General features: G+C 65.9%; 18 protein-coding genes. 7 read left to right on the forward strand and 11 right to left on the reverse strand.

From position 1 onward, the window contains the following. Positions 1 to 46: 46 nt before the first annotated feature. Both AC1DN9_RS00405 and AC1DN9_RS00410 read left to right on the forward strand, forming a co-directional pair. On the forward strand, positions 47 to 1,468 hold the full coding sequence (locus AC1DN9_RS00405; RefSeq protein WP_478096225.1) for an MFS transporter: 1,422 nt from the start codon (positions 47 to 49) through the stop codon (positions 1,466 to 1,468). Between the two features lie 14 nt (positions 1,469 to 1,482). Beyond that, the gene (locus AC1DN9_RS00410; protein WP_478096227.1) at positions 1,483 to 2,328 is read left to right on the forward strand and encodes an amidohydrolase family protein; all 846 of its coding nucleotides are present in this window, start codon (positions 1,483 to 1,485) and stop codon (positions 2,326 to 2,328) included. Here AC1DN9_RS00410 and AC1DN9_RS00415 read toward each other — a convergent pair. Beyond that, positions 2,325 to 2,720 (reverse strand): hypothetical protein, encoded by a 396-nt coding sequence (locus tag AC1DN9_RS00415; protein ID WP_478096229.1) that lies wholly within the window; start codon positions 2,718 to 2,720, stop codon positions 2,325 to 2,327. The two genes, AC1DN9_RS00410 and AC1DN9_RS00415, sit on opposite strands and share 4 nt — an antisense overlap. Positions 2,721 to 2,867: 147 nt before the next feature. Between AC1DN9_RS00415 and AC1DN9_RS00420 the strand changes: the two genes are divergently transcribed. The 3 genes from AC1DN9_RS00420 (at position 2,868) to AC1DN9_RS00430 (ending at position 4,597) form a co-directional block, all read left to right on the forward strand. Continuing rightward, positions 2,868 to 3,479, forward strand: coding sequence for a LysE family translocator (locus tag AC1DN9_RS00420; protein WP_478096230.1), 612 nt, complete (start codon positions 2,868 to 2,870; stop codon positions 3,477 to 3,479). Between the two features lie 69 nt (positions 3,480 to 3,548). Beyond that, entirely contained in the window at positions 3,549 to 3,923 is a 375-nt protein-coding gene (locus AC1DN9_RS00425) for a hypothetical protein (protein ID WP_478096231.1), read from the forward strand. A gap of 11 nt (positions 3,924 to 3,934) precedes the next feature. Continuing rightward, positions 3,935 to 4,597: an ATPase gene (locus AC1DN9_RS00430; RefSeq protein WP_478096233.1), complete on the forward strand. Its 663-nt coding sequence runs from the start codon at positions 3,935 to 3,937 to the stop codon at positions 4,595 to 4,597. 22 nt (positions 4,598 to 4,619) lie between these two features. Here AC1DN9_RS00430 and AC1DN9_RS00435 read toward each other — a convergent pair whose 3' ends face one another. Together AC1DN9_RS00435 and AC1DN9_RS00440 are read right to left on the reverse strand one after the other, a co-directional pair. Then, complete coding sequence (locus AC1DN9_RS00435; protein WP_478096234.1) at positions 4,620 to 5,966, reverse strand: MFS transporter; 1,347 nt, start codon at positions 5,964 to 5,966, stop codon at positions 4,620 to 4,622. Positions 5,967 to 6,017: 51 nt separating this feature from the next. After that, complete coding sequence (locus AC1DN9_RS00440) at positions 6,018 to 7,217, reverse strand: 3-hydroxybenzoate 6-monooxygenase (protein ID WP_478096235.1); 1,200 nt, start codon at positions 7,215 to 7,217, stop codon at positions 6,018 to 6,020. A gap of 106 nt (positions 7,218 to 7,323) precedes the next feature. Between AC1DN9_RS00440 and AC1DN9_RS00445 the strand changes: the two genes are divergently transcribed. Then, positions 7,324 to 7,794, forward strand: a complete 471-nt coding sequence (locus tag AC1DN9_RS00445; protein WP_478096237.1) for a MarR family winged helix-turn-helix transcriptional regulator — start codon at positions 7,324 to 7,326, stop codon at positions 7,792 to 7,794. Between the two features lie 15 nt (positions 7,795 to 7,809). Here the strand turns inward: AC1DN9_RS00445 and AC1DN9_RS00450 are convergent, their stop codons facing one another. The 3 genes from AC1DN9_RS00450 to AC1DN9_RS00460 are packed head-to-tail and all read right to left on the reverse strand — an operon-like array spanning position 7,810 to position 11,345. After that, on the reverse strand, positions 7,810 to 9,285 hold the full coding sequence (locus AC1DN9_RS00450) for a cytochrome P450 (protein WP_478096239.1): 1,476 nt from the start codon (positions 9,283 to 9,285) through the stop codon (positions 7,810 to 7,812). 33 nt (positions 9,286 to 9,318) lie between these two features. Then, a complete protein-coding gene (locus AC1DN9_RS00455; RefSeq protein ID WP_478096241.1) occupies positions 9,319 to 9,879 on the reverse strand; it encodes a hypothetical protein in 561 nt (186 codons plus the stop codon). Beyond that, on the reverse strand, positions 9,876 to 11,345 hold the full coding sequence (locus tag AC1DN9_RS00460) for a carotenoid oxygenase family protein (RefSeq protein WP_478096242.1): 1,470 nt from the start codon (positions 11,343 to 11,345) through the stop codon (positions 9,876 to 9,878). The genes AC1DN9_RS00455 and AC1DN9_RS00460 overlap by 4 nt, the downstream gene beginning before the upstream one ends. 119 nt (positions 11,346 to 11,464) lie before the next feature. On the opposite strand from AC1DN9_RS00460, the gene AC1DN9_RS00465 reads away from it, so the two are divergent. Further along, on the forward strand, positions 11,465 to 12,148 hold the full coding sequence (locus AC1DN9_RS00465) for a TetR-like C-terminal domain-containing protein (protein WP_478096243.1): 684 nt from the start codon (positions 11,465 to 11,467) through the stop codon (positions 12,146 to 12,148). A gap of 18 nt (positions 12,149 to 12,166) precedes the next feature. Here AC1DN9_RS00465 and AC1DN9_RS00470 read toward each other — a convergent pair whose 3' ends face one another. The 5 genes from AC1DN9_RS00470 to AC1DN9_RS00490 form a co-directional block, all read right to left on the reverse strand. Further along, positions 12,167 to 13,441, reverse strand: coding sequence for a cytochrome P450 (locus tag AC1DN9_RS00470; protein WP_478096245.1), 1,275 nt, complete (start codon positions 13,439 to 13,441; stop codon positions 12,167 to 12,169). A 108-nt stretch (positions 13,442 to 13,549) separates the two neighbouring features. Then, on the reverse strand, positions 13,550 to 14,308 hold the full coding sequence (locus AC1DN9_RS00475) for an META domain-containing protein (protein ID WP_478096246.1): 759 nt from the start codon (positions 14,306 to 14,308) through the stop codon (positions 13,550 to 13,552). 60 nt (positions 14,309 to 14,368) lie between these two features. After that, positions 14,369 to 15,316, reverse strand: coding sequence for a DUF2628 domain-containing protein (locus AC1DN9_RS00480; protein ID WP_478096247.1), 948 nt, complete (start codon positions 15,314 to 15,316; stop codon positions 14,369 to 14,371). A 213-nt stretch (positions 15,317 to 15,529) separates the two neighbouring features. Beyond that, positions 15,530 to 17,614 (reverse strand): tetratricopeptide repeat protein, encoded by a 2,085-nt coding sequence (locus AC1DN9_RS00485; protein ID WP_478096249.1) that lies wholly within the window; start codon positions 17,612 to 17,614, stop codon positions 15,530 to 15,532. 236 nt (positions 17,615 to 17,850) lie between these two features. Beyond that, the gene (locus AC1DN9_RS00490) at positions 17,851 to 19,713 is read right to left on the reverse strand and encodes an arylsulfatase (protein WP_478096250.1); all 1,863 of its coding nucleotides are present in this window, start codon (positions 19,711 to 19,713) and stop codon (positions 17,851 to 17,853) included. Between the last annotated feature and the right edge of the window lie 68 nt (positions 19,714 to 19,781).

Raw genomic sequence — 19,781 nt, forward strand, 5'->3', positions numbered from 1 at the left:
CCAAGGCCCGCATGCAGGCTTTGCACCGGTCGACGACACTGTCGGCATGAACGACAGCGCGCAAGAAAAAGTCAACCCGGCCGCCACCACTTCCTCCCGCATCGCCCTGACAGTGGCCGCCGCGTTCTTCATGGAAACGCTGGACGCGACCATCATCGTGACGGCACTGCCCGCCATTGGCACGGGGTTCGGCATCACCACGCTCGATGCCAGCATGGGTGTCACGGTCTACCTCATCGCGATGGCGATGTTCGTGCCCGCCGCCGGGTGGTGCGCAGCGCGCTTCGGTGCGCGCACGGTGTTCGCCACGGCGATCGGCATCTTCACCGTCGCCTCGCTCATCTGCGGGCTCGCACCGTCCTTTGCGGTGTTCGTCGCCGCACGGGTGCTGCAAGGCTGTTCGGCCGCGTTCATGTCGCCCGTCGGGCGTCTGGTCGTCCTGCGAGAGACGCCCAAGCACCGGCTTATCGAGGCCATCGGCATGATCACCTGGCCCGGCCTGATCGCGCCGGTGATCGGGCCGCCGCTCGGAGGGCTGATCGCGACCCATGCATCGTGGCGCTGGATTTTTCTGCTCAACGTGCCGATCGGATTGGTGGGTGTGTGGCTGATCCTGCGACTGTTCCCGCGCCGCGCAGGCGACAGCAAGGCGCGCTTCGACGCGCTTGGATTCGTCCTCACGGCGCTCGCACTGGGCCTGCTGGTCGAAGGCTTCACGCGCCTGGGAGAAGTCCATGACGGCAACGGTTTCACCATGGCGCTTCTGGCCGTCGGCGCATCGGCGGCGGTGGCGTCCGTGCGCCATGCCCGGCGCGCCGCCCATCCGATGCTGGACCTGCGGGCGCTCCGCGTGCCGACCTTCACGCTCGCCTCCGCCACCGCCGGCTTCATGTCGCGGGTGGCGATCAACGCCTCGCCCTTCCTGCTGCCGCTGATGTTCCAGATCGGCTTCGGCATGAATGCCTTCCAGGCCGGCTCGATGCTGCTGGTCTACATGGCCGGCAATCTGGTGATGAAGAGCGCGACCACGCCGGTGCTGCGCCGCTTCGGCTTCCGCCGCGTGCTGTCGGTCAACGGCGCGCTCTGCACCATCACGCTGTTTGCCTGCGGACTGCTGTCGCCGGGCGATCCGCTGCCGCTGGTGTGCGTGCTGTTGTTCGTCGCCGGCATGGTGCGTTCGATGAACTTCACCGCAATCACGACCCTCGCCTTCGCCGATGTGCCGGACGACATGCGTGCCGGCGCGAGCGCATTGGCCACCATGCTCCAGCAGGTCTCGATGGCGCTGGCCGTGGCGTTGGCCGCTTCGGTGCTCGGGGCATCGCAGGCATTGCGCGATGCTTCCGCACTGTCGCTGACCGATTTCCGGCATGGGTGGTTCGCGATCGGCCTGCTGATGGCGGCGGCCACCCTCATGACGATGCGCCTCGATCCGCTGGCGGGAGCGGCAGTGTCGCAGCGAAACTGAGCCAGGATGCCCACATGGACACGACCATCTACGCCTCGCCGAAGATCGATTGCCACTGCCATCTCTTCGACCCCGCAGCCTTCCCGTATCAGCCCGACGTCTTCTATCGCCCAACGGGCGGCGAGCTTGCCTCGGCCGACTACTTCGTCGAGGTCATGGCGGCGTACGGCGTGAGGCATGCGCTGCTGGTTCAGCCCAACTCGGGCTACGGCCCCGACAACAGTTGCATGCTCGACGCGATCCGCCAAGGCGACGGACGCTTCAAAGGCATCGCCGTCGTGGGCAACGACGCGTCGGCGTCGCAGTTGCAGGACTTGCAGGCCCAGGGCATCGTCGGCATCGCGTTCAACATGGCGCTGCTGGGTCTGCCGTACTACGCCGATGCCGATCCGCTCTTCGAGCGTCTCGCCGTGCTCGGCCTGTTCGTGCAGATCCAGGTGCAGGACGACCAGATGGCGGACCTCGCGCCGCGCCTGCTGGGCAGCGGCGCGAACATCCTCGTCGACCACCATGGCCGGCCCGATGTGGACAAAGGCATCGACGGCAAGGGCTTCGATGCCCTGCTCCGCATGGCCGACAGCGCGCGCTGCACCGTCAAGCTGTCGGGTTACGACAAGTTCGCGCACGACGCGCTGCCCTTTGCGGATGCGCAGCCCTTCACGCAGGCGCTGCTGGCGGCCTTCGGGCCGTCGCATTGCCTCTGGGGCTCCGACTGGCCGCATTTGCGAGCGACGCGGCGCCTGGACTACGGGCCGCTGCTGCGCGTGTTCGAGCGCAGCGTGCCTTCGGCACAAGACCGGAACGCGATTCTGTGGGAGACGCCTCGGCGGCTGTTCGGCTTCGGCGAACGCGTCGTCTAAACCATCGCCGCGTGGATTCCTGCCAGGCCAATCGCCACCGCCATGGCAAAACTCGCCAGCGCTGAAGGCGTGCGCGATGCGGCATTGGAAGCCAGCACGCCCACGCACCCCGCGAAGAGGAACGGCAGCGGGACCAGCACCGGAATCGCGAGCAGAGCGACATCGTCGAGCACCCCGCCCAATTGCGGCCCCTCTGGCGTCGTCCACCGGATGCCCACCAAGGGAAGCGCGGCAACCGCCATGCACAAGAGGAAGCCCCAGAAGAGCCATTCCAGCGACGCCGGATCATCCATTCGGCGCGGTGCGGCCGGCTCCTGCCAGTGCGTGTCGTCCCAATCCTCGGGATGCGTGAAAGCCCGAGTGCCGAAAGTGAAGGTGATGGGCGATGTCATGGCCGGCAATTTATCCACGCCGGTGCCCTCTGGCGCCCTTGCGGTTGAGGAGTATCGGCGCACGCTACCGGGCGTCGTGGCGCACGCGCCTTCGCGTCGATCCCCCCACGCTTGACCGGGACCGCCGCGCCCGCGAGCATTGACCCCATGAATCTCCACACTTGGCTCATCTACCTGCTGGCGGCCGTCGGGCTCTCGCTGTCGCCCGGCCCCAACGGGCTGCTGGCCCTGACGCACGGCGCGCTGCATGGCCGGCGCAAGGCGCTCTACACGATCTTCGGCGGCGCCCTGGGTTTCGTCATCGTGATCGCGCTGTCGATGTTCGGCATCGGCGCGCTGCTCAAGGCTTCTCTCGTCTGGCTGACGGTGATGAAGTGGCTGGGCGGCGCCTATCTGGTCTGGCTGGGCATCCAGGTCTGGCGCGCTCCGCCGATCGGCATCGAGGTGCGTGAATCGACGCCGGCCCGGCCCGGCAGCTCGCTGTTCCGGCAAGGGGCGCTGTCCGCGCTCACCAACCCCAAGGGGATCCTGTTCTTCGCGGCTTTCCTGCCGCAGTTCATCGATCCCGCGCGGAGCCTGTGGCTGCAGTTCCTCGTCATGGCCGGGACCTTCGCGGCCATCGAGATCGCGACCGAGTTGCTCATCGCCAGCATGGCGCATCGCATCAGCCCGTGGCTGCGGCGGGTCGGGCGGTGCTTCAACCAGGCTTGCGGCGGCGTGTTCGTCGCCATCGGGGTCGCGCTGCCTCTGCGCGCCTGAGCATCAGGTTTTGCCCAAAATGGCTAGAATGCCCAAATTGGGTAAAACAGCCATTCATTGGAGCTTCTCATGTCCAGCAGCAGTGCAGCCATTTCAAGGCCCGAAGCCATCGATCGCTTCACGCGCGGCCTGCCCGCCTTCTCGGCCACCCGGCTGGTCGCCGGCATGCAAAAGGTGACCAGCGCGGTCATGGCGCACGGCGCCGTGGTGGTCACCCGCCATGACGAACCGGCCATGGTGCTGATGTCGATCGACCGCTACCTGGCGCTGGAGCAGGCGGCCGAGCCCGACCTGGATGCCCTGACGCAACAGTTCGACGACATGTTCGCCCGCATGCAGGGCGACCAGGCCGCCCAGGCCATGGAAGACGCATTCGCGATGCCCCCGGCCGAACTCGGCAAGGCCGCGGTCCGCGCGGCCGGCGGCAAGTCCGCCAAGAGGTAGTTGGTCGGTAGATGGTCGCCCGCATCTTCGTTCTCGCAGGCGTCAACGGCGCCGGCAAGAGCAGCATCGGAGGCGCAGCACTCCAGGCACGCAAGGTTCCCTACTTCAATCCCGATCTCGCGGCGCGCACGCTGCTGGACACGAATTCCTCGCTCACGCTCGAGGCTGCCAACGCCCAGGCCTGGGAAATGGGGCGCGCCGGCCTGGAGCGCGCGCTCGCCGAAGGACTCAACTTCGCTTTCGAGACGACGCTCGGCGCGAGAACCATTCCTGATCTGCTGCTGGCAGGGGCCCGGGGCGGCGCCCAGGTCCATGTCTGGTATGCGGGCCTCGACACACCCGAAAAGCATATCGAGCGGGTGCAGGAACGCGTGAAGGCCGGCGGCCACGCCATCCCCGAAGCCAAGATCCGGGAGCGCTACACGAGCAGCCGTGCCAACCTCATCAAGCTGCTGCCGCATCTTGCGAGCCTTCGCGTGTATGACAACAGCATCGACGGCGACCCCAAGGCAGGCATGAGGCCGCAGCCCGTCCTGGTCCTGCACATGGAGGCTGGCCGCATCGTCTCCCACATCGGCCTCGAGCAAGTGCCTCAATGGGCGAAGGCCGTCGTCGCGGCGGCCTTCGAAGTCGCTGACAAAAAGGCAAAAGCGCCGAAACCTCGGCGCTCCTGAAGAAGCCGGAACCCGGCGTTTCTCAATGTCCCGGCTGCGCGCGCACAGGGATCAGGGGTTCATCGGATCGCCGCATGGCCAGCAGGCAGATGGCGGCAATCACCGCCGGAACGCCGATGACCGCGAAGAGCGTCGGCAGGCTCCAACCCAGGGCCAGCATCCAGCCGCCGGCCATCGAACCGAGCACCGACCCGACGCGGCCGATTCCGTTGGCCCAACTCACGCCGGTCGCGCGGCTCGCCGTGGGATAGAAGCCGGCAGACAGCGCGTTCGCACCCACCTGGGCGCCGGAGATGCACACGCCCGCGCCGAAGACGGCGAGCACGAGCATCAGGGTGCTGCCGGTGCTGCTGCCGATCAGCGCCGTGAACGCGGCGGCCAGGGCATAGGCCACCGCCAGCACGCGCTGCGGGTTGAACCGGTCCATCAACTGACCCAGTCCGATCGCACCGGCTGTTCCGCCGACCTGGAACATGGCAGTCACCAGCGAAGCATCCTTGAGCGAGCGCCCGGTGCTGCTGATGAGCGTGGGCAGCCAGCTCGACAGCAGATAGATCACCAGCAGGCTCATGAAGAACGCCAGCCAGAGCAGCAGCGTGCCGCGGCGAAGCTCGGGCTTGAACAGGTGCTTGACCGGAAAGCCGGGCTGCGCCTTCTCCGGCACCGCGAATCTCACGTTGGAGAGATCTTCACCGGGCGCGATGCGCTGCAGCGTCCGCAGCACCTGCGGGGCCTTGATGCCTTTCACGACCAGATAGCGCACCGACTCCGGCAGCGCGAGTGCAAGCACCGGCACCAGCGCAAGCGGAAGCACGCCACCGAGGACCAGCACGGCGCGCCATCCATGCTCGGCCACGATGTGCGCCGCCGCGACGCCACCCAGCGCGGAGCCGAGCGTGAAGCCGCAGAACATGGTGGTGACCAGCACCGCACGATGCTTCTCGGGCGCGTATTCGGAACTCAGCGTCACCGAGTTCGGCATGGCGCCGCCGAGTCCGAGACCGGTGAGGAAGCGCAGCACGATCAGCATCTCCACCGAATTCGAATACGCCGAGGCGAGCGAAGCCAGGGCGAAGAACGCCACGCAGACCATCAGGATCGTCTTGCGGCCGAATTTGTCGGCCAGGGGGCCGAACAGGAATGCGCCGGCCATCAAGCCCGCCAGCCCGGCACCGAAGACCGGCGCCAGATGCGCAGGGTTCAGCCCCCATTCGGCGCGGATGGCGGGGGCGATGAAGCCGATCGATGCGGTATCGAAGCCGTCGACGGCCACGATGAAGAAGCACAGCAGCAGCGTGACGGTCTGCGTCCGCGACAGCTTGTGCGAATTGATGAAGTGCTGGACGTCGATGGTCCGGGGCGATGTCATGGGGTGGCTCCTGGGAACGGGATTTCGAGGATCGCGATGATTCGGCCGCGTTCAGGCGGCCAGGCAGTTGTCGACCGTCCAGCCATAGAGCCACTCCATCGCGTCGTAGTAGCGCTCGGGAGTGCGGCCCTTCCAGAGATCGTTGCGCACCAGGCGCTCGACACCCTTCGCATGAAAGATGCGGCCCATCTCGCGCGCCGACAGTACGACGCGTGCCGTGCGGGCAACGCGCGAGTGCTGGTAAAGCTCGAAGGCCTTGCCGAAGTCGTTGCCGTTCACACGCAGCGCTTCGCCCAGCGTGACGGCATCCTCCATCGCCATGCAGGCGCCTTGCGCGAGGTACTGCAGCGTGGGATGCGCGGCGTCGCCCAGCAGCGCGACGCGTCCGAAGGTCCATTGGCCGATGGGCTCCCGATCGGCCGTGGCCCAGCGCTTCCAGTCCTTGGGCAGATCGATCAGTTGCCGCGCCTTGGCGCAGATGCCTTCGAAGTAGCCCTGGACCTCCTCACGGCTGCCTTCGCGCACGCTCCACTCTTCCTTCTCGCGGCTGTGGAAGGTCACGACGACGTTGTACTGCTCGCCGCCGCGCAACGGGTAGTGCACCAGGTGGCAGTTGGGGCCGACCCAGATGCTGGCGGCGTTCCATTGCAGATCGACCGGGAAGTCCTTCTTGTCGACCACCGCGCGGTAGACGACATGGCCCGACACGCGAGCCTCGTCGCCCACGTACTGCCGACGCACTGCCGACTTGACGCCATCCGCACCGATCAAAGCGACGCCGCGATGGATGTTGCCCTTGGCATCGTGAACGGTCACGCCGTCCGCATCCTGCTCGATGCGCTGCACGGTCGTCGACGTCAGCACCTCGATGCGGTCCGAAGCCTGCGCGCCCTCGAGCAGCGACATGTGGACGTCGGCGCGGTGGATCACTGCGTAAGGATTGCCGAAGCGCTGCCGGAAGGCCTCGCCGGTCGGGATGCGGCCGACCAGCGTCTCGTCGAGCGCGTCGTGCATCACCATTTCGTCGGTGTAGACGGCACGGCTTCGTGCGATCTCGCCGATGCCCAGCGCATCGAAGGCCGCGAACGCGTTGGGCCCGAGCTGGATGCCCGCACCGATCTCGCCGAGCTCAGCCGCCTGTTCCAGCACCTTGACCGAGAACCCTTGCCGCACCAACGCCAAGGCAGTCGCGATGCCACCGATACCACCACCGGCAACCAGGACTGGAAGCGCGGATTGCTTTGCATTCATGTGGGTCTCCTGATGAACTTGTGTACTGATCATCAGCACACTTAGCATCAGTATAGGGATAGAATAATTTGGACCACAAAGGGTTAACCCTTATTCACTCGATTGCATGAAAAAAAACAGCGCGACACCCGTTGATCTGGAGACTCTTCCCGGCCACTACATCCGGCGGCTGCAACAGATCGCCGTGGCGATCTTTCTGCAGGAAACCGAGGCCCACGGCGTGACGCCGGTTCAATACGCCGGCCTGCAGGCCGTCCGCAAGTCGCCGGGCATCGACCAGCGAACGCTGGCACGGTCGATCGGACTCGACACCTCGACGGTCGCCGGCGTCATCGACAGGCTGGAGTCCCGTGGATTGATGATGCGCAGTTCCTCGCCCGACGACCGCCGCGTGCGCCTGCTGAGCCTCACCGACGAGGGGCTGGCCCTGCTCGACGAGATCCAGCCGGCCATGATGCGCGCTCAGCAGCGCATCCTGGAGCCGCTGTCCAAGAAGGATCAGCAGGAATTCATGCGCATGATCCGCTCGGTGGTCATCGCCAACAACGAGCTGAGCCGGGCGCCGAGCGACGGTTGACGTGCGCGGAGGCAGCTACTGCGAGGCTGTCGTTGCAGCGCGCTCGCGCAGCCGCATGCTCAATCCGACAGGCGTCATCGTGAACGAGAGAAGTTCGCGCGCCGGTTGCCCGTCCGGCGTGTCGATTCGCTCGATGTCGAAGCGACTCAGCAGCAACGCCATCGCCATCTTCATTTCGAGCAGCGCCAGGTAGCGCCCCGGGCAGATGCGCGGGCCGGCGCCGAAGGGCATCGACGTGCGCTTCGCGCTGCTGGCGATGGCACCGGGGCCGCCGCCGTCCAGCCATCGCTCCGGCTTGAACTCGGCCGCGTCGGGCACGTGGCTGTCGCTCACGCTGTCGCGGCGCATGAGGCTGAATATCGGCGTCCCCGCCGGCACCCGCACATCGCCAACGACCGTGTCGTGCGCAGCCTGCAACCCGATCAGGGGCGCCACAGGCTTGAGCCTCATGGTCTCGTGCGCGCAAGCCTCGATGTAGTCCAACTCTCCCGCCTGATCGAAGGTCGGCACGCCGGAATCTGGCACGATGCGGCGCACTTCCTCGACCGCGCGGGCCAGCGCCGCCGGATGGCGCCACAGCAGGTCGATCATCCACGCGATGGTGTTGGCAGTGGTGTCCTCACCGGCAAGCAGCATGGTCATGACATTGCCGGCCACTTGCAGGTCGCTGATGCCGCTGTCGGGCTCGTCCGCCGCGCCGATCATGGCTTCGAGCAGGTTGCGCGGATGAACGCGAAGATCGGGATTCGCCTCCATCCGGCGCCGCGCTTCGGCAATGAATCCCTCGACGGCCGCGTTGACTGCAACCACGCCGCGCGCCAGTTCGCGGTCGGCAGCCGACGGGAACACACGCCAGAGCGGCAGCGGCGCCGTCAGGCGCCTGAGCAGCGCCGGAAAGATCTTGTCGAGGTGCTTCTGGATGACGTCGCCGTCGGACTCCAGCGTCTTGACCTCCGCGCCGAAGGCCAGTCCCGCGATGGTGTCGACCGTGTAGCGCATCAGGTCGGACTGCAGGTCGATGGCGATGCCCTCGCGCGCCGCATTCGACCAACGCCTGCCGAGCCGTTCGGCGACTTTCTGGAGCGAGGGGAAGTAGTCCCTGACATGCGCCGGATCGAAGCCCGCCATCACCATGCGCCGCTGCCGGCGCCAGTCATCGCCCTTGGCGCCGAACAGGCCGGGCTTCAGTCCCATCTCCTTGCCAATGCCTTCCAGCTTGCTGGTGCGATGGAACCCGTCCGGCCGGTCCCGAAGCATCGCCGCGACGGCCTGATGGTCGCCGACGATCAGCATGGAAGTCTTGCCGAGCTTCAGCTTGAAGAAGGGGCCGAATTCGGCGCACCAGTCTTCCAGCTGCCGGTGCATGCGCGGCGCGTCGATCTGCAGCAGATTGCCGAGCACCGGAATGCCGCGCGGACCCGGCAAGTCGTCAAGGCGGCGCGTGCCTGACGGCACCGGGGTTGCGGGGCGATCGAGGGTGGTGGGTTCCATGGTGCGGGCAGCATAGCGCGATGATCGAAGCGCTCAAAGCGCTGCGTTGCGGGCTTGCCGGCGCCGGTATTCCGGATACCAGTTCGTGAACCAGACGGCGCCGACCAGGGCCGCCACCGTCACCACCACGCCGACCCATAACGGCACCGAAGGCACGCGCGCCATCACGAAGTCGGCGCCCGTCATCACCAGGAAGGCCAAGGCCCAGATACCGCTGAGAAAGTAGTTGATGGTCTTGAACTGCGGCAACGCGGCAATTTCAGGCGGAACCCGCTCGCGGGCGTATTGCAGCGTGAAGGGCTGGCCGATCAGGATGGAAATCATCACGATGGCGAACAGGCCACCGTCAACCGCAAGGCGCACCTCGACGATGTTCCAGGCACCGCCCGTGCCGAGTACGTAGAAGCCCAGGCCCGCAAAAAGAATCACGGTGCCCATGTCGAGAATCTTGAGGCTGCCCGCATGGCGAAGGCGATCTCGAACGATCAGCCCGATGGCCACCGCGGCGGCGGCGAACAGGGCCACCACCACCGGCACCTGGCGCGACAACAGTGCAAAGACGATGAAGGGCGAGAAGCTCCAAAGGATGCTCATGGTTTCTCCTGAACGCGGATGGAAGTTTCAACGCCTGCCGGCAGCCAGCTGCCGTGGAAGCCGGACGGCACGCGGTGCGAAAGCTGCACGGTCGCGATCGGTCCGTCGGCCAATGACTGCGCTTCGAACACCGCCAGATCGCTGCGGCCTTCGGCGCCGCGGTAGACGGTCGCCAGCAGCCAGCCGTCGCCCTCCTCCGCATCGGCGGATCGCGGCACGAACACCGGCTCCGACACGCGGTCGCCTGGCGGCAGGTAGTGCAGCGTGCGCCGGCCGGTGACGGCGTCGAAATGCGCCAGGCCCTCGTTGCCCGCGCCGTAGATCGGCTCGCGCTGACAGGCGTACCAGCCGTGGCGATAAGACAGACCGGCGCGGCGCTCGTCGATGCGCGGGAACTCCCCGGCGAGGTCGTCGAGTTGCTGCTGCTCGAAGCGGTTGCTCGCGCCGGCGAGGTCGAAGGTCCAGCGGCACATTCTTGCCACGCTTCGCCGCGGGTCGGTCGGCCGGCCGTCGGGATACGGGAACAGCGGCGGCTCGTCATAGCGCATCACGTCGGCGACGATGCGGATACCACCTTGCGCGTTCTGCTCTTCCCACGCGTTCATCACGTGGAAGACATAGCCTGCGTCCCCCTCGAACCACCGGATGTCCTCGATACGTCCATCGCGCGACATCACGCCGACGCGCGCGCCGAGTTCGGGCTCCCAGGCGAACGGCGGCATGCCGCGTTCGGCGCGCGCCATGCTCGCCGTCAGCGGCAGCACCGGGAACAGCACATGCCCCTCGGTCACCGCGAAGTCGTGCACCATGCTCGCGCAGGGCGCTTCGAAGCGGTCGAATCGCGTCACCGTGCCTTTCGGATCGATGGTGCCGTAAGTCATGCCGCTGGACAGCGGACCCGTCGTGCCGTATCCGAAGAAGAGCAGCTCGCCAGTCGCCGGGTCGGTCTTCGGGTGCGCGGTGAAGGGGCCTTTCAATCCGCCGCCGAAATCGAAGGGACCGCGCGTGGCCAGCGTGCCGGGCTCGATCTCGATCGGCAGGTGCGCCTCTTCCAGCGCAAGCAAACGGCCGGCGTGCCACGCCACGTGAGTGTTGGCGACGCCTTCATCGGCCACGCCGGCGGCCAGGCCCTCGTCGCGCATGGGACGACCGAAGCCGTCGAACAGGCGGCGCCCGGCGGCATGCTCCGCCTTCCAGTGGGCCGTGCGAATCCAGCGATTGCGGTAGCTGGCGCGCCCGTTCGACAACTCGAAGGCATGCAACATGCCGTCGCCGCCGAACAGGTGTGCATCGGCGCTCGGGAACTGCGGATTGGGACCGTTGCGGACCAGCGTGCCATTGAGGGCGGCGGGCAATTCGCCCACGATCGGCAGGATGGCGGCTTCGGCCTCGAAGGAGATGGGGCTGCCGTTCACGCGCCGGGGCGGCGGTGAGACATTCGCGGGGGTCGACTTTTCGGGTGGCATTGCGATTCCTCGAAGTTGATATTGACGCTGTCAATACCTGCATTGAATGATGATCGGCGATGAAAGTCAAGTAAAATTGACGCCGTCAATATCGAATCCCGTTTCTCCTGAAGATCTTCATGCCTGCATCGCCCAAGCCCCGGCGCGCCGCTTCACCGGCTCCGCGCAGCCGCCGCAAGGCCGCCGAAGCCTCGACGCCCTATCACCACGGCGCGCTGCATGCCGCCCTGCTCGCGGCCGCGCAGGACATCGTCGAAAGCCAGGGCCTCGAGGCGCTGACACTGCGCGCCGCGGCGCGCGCGGCCGGCGTCTCGCACGCCGCACCGAAGAACCACTTCGGCGACCTGACCGGCCTGTTGAGCGAACTGGCCGCGGTAGGCTTTCGACAGTTCGCCGACGCGTTGCGCGCCGCGGGCAGCGACGGCGCATCCCCCGGCACGCGCTTCGATGCCATCGGCCACGCCTATGTCGCCTTCGCGCGCGAGCATCCGGCCATGTTCCTGCTCATGTTCCGCGGCGAGCGCCTCGACATGACGCGCCCTGCCCTGCACGACGCGGTCGAACAGGCACGCGCGGCGCTGGCCGGCGCCGCGGCGGCACGACTGGGCCTTGCGCCGGCTGCGGATGCGCCAGTCACGCCCGAACAGGGGGCGACGATGATCGCAGCCTGGTCGCTGGTGCACGGCTTTGCAATGTTGCTGATCGACGGCCGGCTCGACGCGGTCATGTCGCGCTGGCCACAGGGCACCGACTGGCAGACGCTCCTGAACGCGGTGTTCAACGCACCCCGCCCGCCGCGATGACGCAGCGCGCCGCCGCCGTCAGGCGATGACGCGCACCGGCAGCCGCGAAAACCCGTGCACGAAGGACGAGCGCACGCGCGTCGGCTCGCCCATCACCTCGATCGCGCTGAAGCGGTCCAGCAATTCCTCCCACAGGATCTTGAGCTGAAGTTCGGCGATCCGGCTGCCCACGCAACGGTGGATGCCGAAGCCGAAGGACAGGTGCTGGCGCGGGCGCTCGCGATCGATGATGAAGCGGTCGGGGTCAGGAATCATCTCCTCGTCGCGATTGGCCGAGAGATACCACATGGCCAGCTTGTCGCCCTTGCGGATCTGCTTGCCGCCGAGTTCCGTGTCCCGCGTCGCGGTTCTCCGCATGTAGGCCAGCGGCGTCTGCCAGCGGATGATCTCCGGCACGAGGCTGTCGATCAGCGCGGGGTTGGCGCGCAGCTTGGCCATCTCTTCCGGGTGCTGATGCAGCGCCAGCAGGCCGCCGGTCATCGAGTTGCGCGTGGTGTCGTTGCCGCCCACGATGAGCAGGACGAGATTGCCCATGTACTCCATCGGCCCCATCTCGCGCGTGACCGGGCTGTGGGCCAGCATCGACACCAGGTCGGGACGCGGCGGCACGTTGACGCGCTCGTTCCAGAGCCGCGTGAAGTACGCGAGCATGTTGCGCAGCTCGGCCATGCGGACCTCGGGCTCGGGCGCATCGGGGTTGGTGCGCTTGTTCGCGGTGGACATGTCCGACCAGTGCGGCAGCAGGCGCCGATCCTCCAGAGGGAAATCGAAGAGCGTCGCCAGCATCAGCGTGGTCAGTTCGATCGACACCCGGTCGACCCAGTCGAAGGTCTCGTTGCGCGGCAGGCCGTCGAGCACCTTGCACGTGCGTTCGCGGATCAGGCCTTCCCAGGTTTCGAGGTTGGAAGGCGCAGCGATCGGGCTCACCACCTTGCGCTCCTCGTCGTGCCGGGGTGGATCCATCGCGATGAACATCTGCAGTTGCTGCTCGCCGGGCGGGAAGTCCATCAGCGTGATGCCGCCCTTCGACCAGTCCGACGAGAAGATTTCGTGGTGCGTCTCGACGTGCATGATGTCCCGGTAGCGCGTGACCGACCAGTAGTCGCCGATGCCTTCGATGGAACTGTGCGATCGGTGGACCGGGTCTTCGCGGCGAAGACGCGCGAGGACGTCGCCGATCGTGTCGTCCACGAACCGCTGTGGATCCGCGGGGTTGAGAGCCTCCAGCGGCATCGACCGGATGCTGGCTCTCGATGCCTGCGCGGCATCGATGAATTCTGCGTTTGCCGCCATCGTGGACTCCTTGCGCCCTCGATCGGGGCTGATTCAAGAATCCTTCCCGGGCGCCGGCTTGTCAAGACTCGGGCGACGCAGCGGCCCTCCTCCTTTTTGAGGAAGAGATCAGTCGGATTCCCGGCTACCGATCATGGTCCGTTCGCCATCGGGGCGGTGCATGTCGAGGAATGCGCCGCTGAACGTCCACGTGGTGGTCGACTTCAACGCCGCCAGGAACTCGCGCTCCTGTTGCATCACGGCGCTGTCGCATGCCCTGCGCGTGGTCGCGACCGGCCCCACGGAGATGCGGTCGCCCTGCGTGGTGTAAGTCGCTCGGAAGGTATTGCAGCCGCTGAATCCCTTCACGATGCCGCCCATGAAGGACAGGGAGATCGTGGTGTTCGACATCGGGCTCAAGACGGCCTGCCGGCCATTGTTGAAGCCGGTGATGTTGGAGCGCAGGCCTTCGAGCGTGGGGACGGGCTCTGCCTTGAACGACATCACGGTGTCCCCGGCCTCGGACATCAGCGCGAGGCGATCGCCGGTCTGCACGGGGCGCAGGGTGCCGGTGAGCGCCTTCTTCACCGCGTTCTCCACCTTCATCGCGGCGTCGCCGCACATCATCATCGACCCGGCCAGCGGCGCGATGACGATTCGGTCCTGCTTGACCGTGTAGGAACCGAAGAAGCGATTGCAGCCCGAGAAGCCGCTGACACGGCCTCCCTCGAAGCGCGCGGTAACGGATTGCGGCCCGGAGGGCAGCAGGCTGGCGTCGAGTCCCCGCACACCGGTGAGGCGCCAGGTCGTCCCTTCGATCCCAGCCGCCGCCGCGGTCAGGGACAGCATCGAAACCAGGATCAGCGTCAGTCGTTGCTTCAGGTTCACATCGCCTCCTTCCGTGTCGTCATGACCGGTGAAGCGCGATCTTAGCGATGCGAGATGACGCTATTGGCGGCAGTCCGGAGGCAGGTATCTGGGCGCGATCTGGTCCGGCCGACATTGCCAGATGACGTGCCCTTGCGCATCGGTCGCAGGCACGAGCCGTATCGTCTTTCCGGCGAGCGATCCCGGGGCCATGACCAACTGCAGCATGCCGTCGGTCGTGTTCAGCCGCAGGTCCTGCAACACTGTCGGGATGGGCTCCACGAATCGCGCCTCGGCGAGCGATCCGGGGATGCGCTGGTTCGACTCGTAGTAGGTGCCGACGGCGCGCGCGGCCGAACGGCCGAAGCTCAGCGCCTGCGTCGTCTTCGCGCGCAGGGTGTAGTCCTGGTACGCCGGCAACGCGACGGCCGCGAGGATGCCCAGGACCATCGGAATGCCCAGCATGCACGCCAGGATGAGCACGATATTGCTGGTCCCGCCCTTCTGCGCGACGAGCACGAGTTGCCCTTCCTGGCTCCGGTTCACGGCCCGCGCGTTCTCGATCACGCGCTCGCAGTGCCGGTAGTAGGCGGCATCCGCGAAGAGCGGCGGCACGATGAAGATGGCGAGCACGTAGACGAGATAGCCGATGGCCACGGCACTGGGCACTGCCTGCCCCAGAAACGCCGCCGGAACCAGCAGCATGTAGGGCAGGAAGAAATAGAGAGCCGCCTTGCCCCACATCTTCCGATAGAGCAGCCAGTAGAGCGTGACGAAGAAGGCCGGCCAGTGCCAGCCGGCCGAAGTCCTGCGCCGATGATCGAAGAGAGCGAACTTCCCGAGGTAGTGATCGCGGTTCCTGGGGCCGACTGCCGCGGCGTAGAGATCCTGCAATCCCTCCCTCGCATCGCGGCCGGTGTCGAGGCCACCAAGCAGGCTCGGACGTTGCGTCGTGCCTCCGCGGCCGGTGGGTTCTCTCTTGACGCTGGCGCCGCAGCCCGGACAGAGCGCATGCGTGGGTGCGTTCAACGTGCCGCATTCGGCGCAATACATCGGTAGCGGTCCTTTCAGGAGCAGACGAAGGTAAGCGCGGAAAGCGTAACAGGGAGTTTCATTGCTGTGAATCCTTATGTACGCGAAATCGCGATGGGTGTGGCGATCACCGAGCTCATGATGGACGCCAGTGTTGATCCCAGGCGTGGTCGATGCCCATTGTTGACTCGGTGCTCCGTCGAATCTCGCTCATCGAGTGGCGGGCGATCCATGTTGCGATTGCGATGAGTAGCGCCTCGCACAGGACGCGTCGCCGATTCGGTTGCAGATCGCGACGACGGCCGCGGCGGCATCCCGATCCGTGGGATTGAGCTTCAGTGCGTTCTCCAGGGTTGCGACTGCCAGCCGGTCCTGCCCGCCACGCTCGAGGGCGAGCGCGTAGACATAGGCGAAGCGCGGGTTGTCCGGCGCAAGCTCCGCAGCGCGACGCAAGGGCACGAGCGCTTGATCGAGATGGCGTTGGCGCAGCAGCGACAAGCCCAGGGCGTGCTGGGTTGTGGCATCGCCGGGAAATCTCGCCGCGACATCCCGCAGGAGCGACTGGGCATCGTCTTCCCGACCTTGGGCGCGATAGACATCGGCGAGGTTCAGCGAGGACACGGCGAGATCCGGGGCGAGGTCGATGGCCTTCTTCAGCGCCGCCTCGGCTTCGGCCCACTTGCCCTGGTCCGCATACAGGGTGCCGAGGTTGTCATAGGACTCCGGTCGATCGGCGTTGAACAACTGCACCCTGACGTATTCATCGATGATCGCGGAGAGCTGCGCCTGGTCCTTCGCGTCCCAGGCCGCGACCGGCACGCCAGCCAGCCAGCGCGCAACGGACATGCGAACCCCCTTGACCGGATCGGCGAGCAATGGACGCAGCCATTCGGAACGGATCTCGGGCGGCGCAGTAGCCAGCGCCTCCACCGCGGTTCGCCTTACCAACGGGTCGCGGCCCTGCAGCAGTTTGCGGATCTGGTTCAGCCCTTCCGGCCCCATTGCGGGCACGGCCCGCGACAATGCACTGGCGCGCGCAATCGACGATTGGCCGATGTCCTCGAAGACCTTGGACAGCAGCGACAGCGATTTCTCGTCGCCCTTGTCGAAGGCGGCGAATGCTGTCTGCAATGGGGGGTGCCGCACGTTGATGCCCGGATACCAGCGCTGCACCCACTGCGACGCCCACTCGGGCGACTTGTCGACATGGCACTTGTTGCAGGCATTCGGAACACCCGTGCCCACCGAAAGATCGGGCCGCGGGACCCGGATCCCGTGGTCGTGCCGTGGGTCGATCGACATGTAAGTGGTCGTCGGCATATGACAGGCGACGCAACTGCTGCCGGCAGAACTCAGCGCGTGGAAGGTGTGGGTCGCTGCCTGGTACTTGGCCGGCGCGTGGCATTGAAAGCACACCGCGTTGCCCGGTGCGCGCAGCTTGAGCGAATGCGGGTTATGGCAGTCGCTGCAGGTCACGCCCTTCTGGTACATCAGGCTCTGCTGGAACGAGGCGTAGTTGTAGACCTCGGCCTTCATCTGACCGTCGGGCCAGAACAGGGCCTTGTCGAGTAGCGAAGGCACATGCGTGTCGAGCAGCGGCTTGCCATGCACATAGTCGTCGGAGATCTGGCTTCGGTGCGAGTGGCAGCGCGCGCACAACTCGACTTCGGCGCGGTCGGGCGATACAGGCAGGCTGCGCGCTGCGTTGCCGGTTTCCGCGCCAATGGTCCAGTGCGCATCCTTGCGATCTCGCAGCAGTTGCGCCAGGCCCATCGTGGCGTCCGCCAGCCGGGCCGCCCCAGACAAGGCCGCCCAGGCCACGTGGCTCGATCCCGGCCCATGGCAGCTTTCGCAGCCGACATTGCCTTCGGACCACGTACTCTCGTAAGTGCGCGTGACGACATCGAATTTCTTCTTGAAGTTGGTCGTATGGCACTCGGCGCACATGAAGTTCCAGTTGTTCTGGCGGCCCGTCCAGTGCAGCGGGTCACCGGCCTTGACGTCTTGCCCGGCATGCAGGTCGAACCAGCGCTGGCCGCCCTTGTCGAGCGGGCGCGTGTCCCAGGCCATGGTCAGAGCCTGCATGCCTTTGTCGGGCATCGGGACCAGAAACTGTTGCAGCGGATAGACGCCCAAGGTGTGAGTCACCTCGAACTCTTGTTCGCGTCCGTCGCGACCCTGCGTCTCGACGTAGAACTTGCCGTCGCGCTGCCGGAACCGCGAGGTGATGCCAGCCTCAGTGAAAGTCTCTCCATGGAAGGGCGCCAGCACGGTCGCGGACGTGGCGTGCTGCATCGCCAGATCATGGTGTGAACCCTGCCAGGCCTGGAAATCAGTCTGGTGGCAGGCGGCACATGCCTGGGACCCGACGAACCTGGCGACCGACGATGGCGCGTCGGCGCCCGAGGCGATTGGGTGAGGTGCTGTTGCGGGTCGAAGGAGCAGCCACGCAAGCAAGAGGAAGAGGACGAGGACGCTGAAGGCCAGCGCGATCGCAACAAGCTTCCGCTGCTGGATGCGCATGGCGGCCTCTAGGTGGAAGCATGACGGCGAGGGCCTATCGCCCGCTCGCCAGTCGCATGGCGTCGGCGCCACCTGCGCACGCCGAAGACGACGGCCGCGATCAACACGACCAGTAGCAGCGCTGCGCCCGCAAGAATGCCTGCCATCTGCCGAAGCAACACCGACCAATTGTTTTTCAGCAACTGGAGAAGAGGGTTGTAGCCGGGCGGCGGCTTGATCACTCCGTTTTGCCGCTCGTAGTCGTCGTATCTGGCCAGCATCGTGTTCAGCAGTTCAGGCTTCTCTGCGCTGAGATCCCGCGACTCGGTCGGATCCGACTTGAGGTTGTAGAGGCGCCATTGGTGGTCCGAGAACGGGGCAACGTTGCGGCTGATCTTGTAGTCGCCAAAAAACAGTGCACTGGCCCCCGTGGCTTCGAAGCCCAGCGTGAAATCTGCGGGATGAATCGAAGGCGCCTGTCCCTCGAGGTAGGGCAGCATGCTCGTGCCGGTGGGGCGGATCAGCTTCTTGCCCTTGTACTCGTCGCCGGGCATCGGAATGCCGGCGATGTCCAGCACGGTCGGCAGGAAGTCCGTCACATAGGCGAACTGATCGGTCATGCCGCCCGGCTTGATGCGCTGCGGGTAGCTGACGATGAAGGGCACCCGCATACCCCCTTCCGCGGACGTGCCCTTGAAGCTCGCGAAAGGCGTGTTGGACACTTCCGCCCAGTCCTGGCCGTAATGGACATAGCTGCCTTTCTGCCCCAGCGTCTCGATGCCGAGCGCGTAGTTGACCCGATACCAGAGCTTGAAAGGAAAGTTGAGCGTGTTGAGCTCGAACGGATCTGCGCCATTGTCGGACATCACGATGAACACGGTATTGTCCAGTTGACCCGTCTGCTTCAGGTAGTCGCGGAACCGGCCGATGTGCTGGTCGGCGCTGTCCAGCATCGCGGCGAACACGGACATCTTCTTTGCGTAGAGCTTCTGGTCCTTCGGGTCCAGACTGTCCCAACTCTTGCGCAGCACCGCTTCGGGCAGTTTCAGCCCGGCCGGAACCAGGCCCATGTCGACCTCACGCTGGTAGCGCTCGGAGCGAAGCTTGTCCCAGCCTTGCGTGTAGCGATCCTTGTACTTGTCGATGTCCACCTCGGGCGCCTGCAGCGGCGAGTGCACGGCCTGGAAGGCCAGCACGGCGAAGAAGGGCTTGTGGGCATCCTTGCCGTCCTCGACGTAGCTGATCATCCGGTCCACGTAGTGCCGCGTCGAGTAGAAATCGGCGGGCAATACCGCGCGCTTGCCGTCTTCCCACCAGACGGCCTCCATGTTCAGCGGCGCATAGACCTTGGCCTCGAAGTTGTCGGCGCCCGTCTGCTCGAGCGAGATGTAGCGGTCCCACCCCTTCGCACCCGGCGCATGCTCGAGGCCGTCGCCCATGTTCCATTTGCCAGCGAAGTAAGTGGCGTAGCCGCCGTCCCGCATGAGTTGCCCGAGGCTGTACGCGTTGGGACTCAGGAAACCCTCGTAGCCGGGTTGGCCCTTCTGGTTGTCAGCCATGACCGGCCTCAGGGAGCCTGCGCCCGCCCGATGATGGTCAATGCCGGTGTGCATCATGGCGCGCGACGATTCGCAGGTCGAAGCGGTGTGGAAATTGGTGAATCGAACGCCGGATTTGGCGATGTCATCGATGTTGGGCGTCTGGATCTCGCTGCCGTAGGCGCCGAAGTCGCTGAAGCCGGCATCGTCAATTACCACAAACACGATGTTCGGGCGAGGCTGCCCTGCCTTTTCGGAGCCGCCCGGCGTCGCTGCCTGGACGCTCGACACCAAGAGCGCCGCCATTGCGAGCGAACACAAAAAACTCCGGGCCTTGCCCCTTCTGTTCGTCATTTATTTGTCTCCTGTCTTTGAACGGCGAAACGCCGACAGGCGAACGCAGGGAGGGAGTTTGAAGACGA

This window comes from Variovorax sp. 05L425, assembly GCF_056397705.1.